Genomic DNA, 1,019 nt, shown 5'->3' with positions numbered 1-1,019 from the left:
GCAGCGTCGGCGAGCTCATCCAGAACCAGGTCCGCCTGGGCCTGGCCCGCATGGAGCGCGTCGTCCGCGAGCGGATGACCACCCAGGACGTCGAGGCGATCACGCCGCAGACCCTGATCAACATCCGTCCCGTCGTGGCCTCCATCAAGGAGTTCTTCGGCACCTCGCAGCTGTCGCAGTTCATGGACCAGACCAACCCGCTGGCCGGCCTGACGCACAAGCGGCGTCTGTCCGCGCTCGGCCCCGGTGGTCTGTCCCGTGAGCGGGCCGGCTTCGAGGTCCGTGACGTGCACCCGTCCCACTACGGCCGGATGTGCCCGATCGAGACCCCTGAAGGCCCGAACATCGGTCTGATCGGCTCGCTGGCCTCCTACGGCCGGATCAACGCCTTCGGCTTCGTCGAGACGCCTTACCGCAAGGTCGTCGACGGCAAGGTGACCGAGCAGATCGACTACCTGACGGCCGACGAGGAAGACCGCTACGTCAAGGCGCAGGCCAACACGACGCTCAACTCCGACGGTTCGTTCGCCGAGCCGCGCGTCCTGGTCCGTACCAAGGGTGGTGAGACCGAGCTCGCGCGTGCGGAGGAGGTCGACTACATCGACGTGTCGCCGCGCCAGATGGTGTCGGTCGCCACCGCGATGATCCCCTTCCTCGAGCACGACGACGCCAACCGCGCGCTCATGGGCTCCAACATGCAGCGCCAGTCGGTGCCGCTGCTCAAGAGCGAGGCGCCGCTGGTCGGCACCGGCATGGAGTACCGTGCCGCGACCGACGCCGGCGACGTCATCAGCGCCGAGAAGGCCGGCGTGGTCGAGGAGGTCTCCGCCGACTACGTCACCGTCATGAACGACGACGGCACGCGTACGACGTACCGGGTCGCCAAGTTCAAGCGCTCCAACCAGGGCACCTCCTTCAACCAGAAGCCCATCGTCGCCGAGGGCGACCGGGTCGAGGTCAACCAGGTCATCGCCGACGGCCCCTGCACCGACAACGGTGAGATGGCGCTCGGCAAGAAC

At 67.6% G+C, this 1,019-nt stretch carries 1 pseudogene; it reads left to right on the top strand.

The annotated features are described in order from the left end of the window. Positions 1-1,019, top strand: a pseudogene (locus DMB42_RS52715) (DNA-directed RNA polymerase subunit beta); the annotation flags it as partial.

Source organism: Nonomuraea sp. WAC 01424, from assembly GCF_003947315.1.
Classification (GTDB): Bacteria; Actinomycetota; Actinomycetes; order Streptosporangiales; family Streptosporangiaceae; genus Nonomuraea; species Nonomuraea spiralis.
This window is presented reverse-complemented; position numbering and strand designations above follow the sequence as displayed.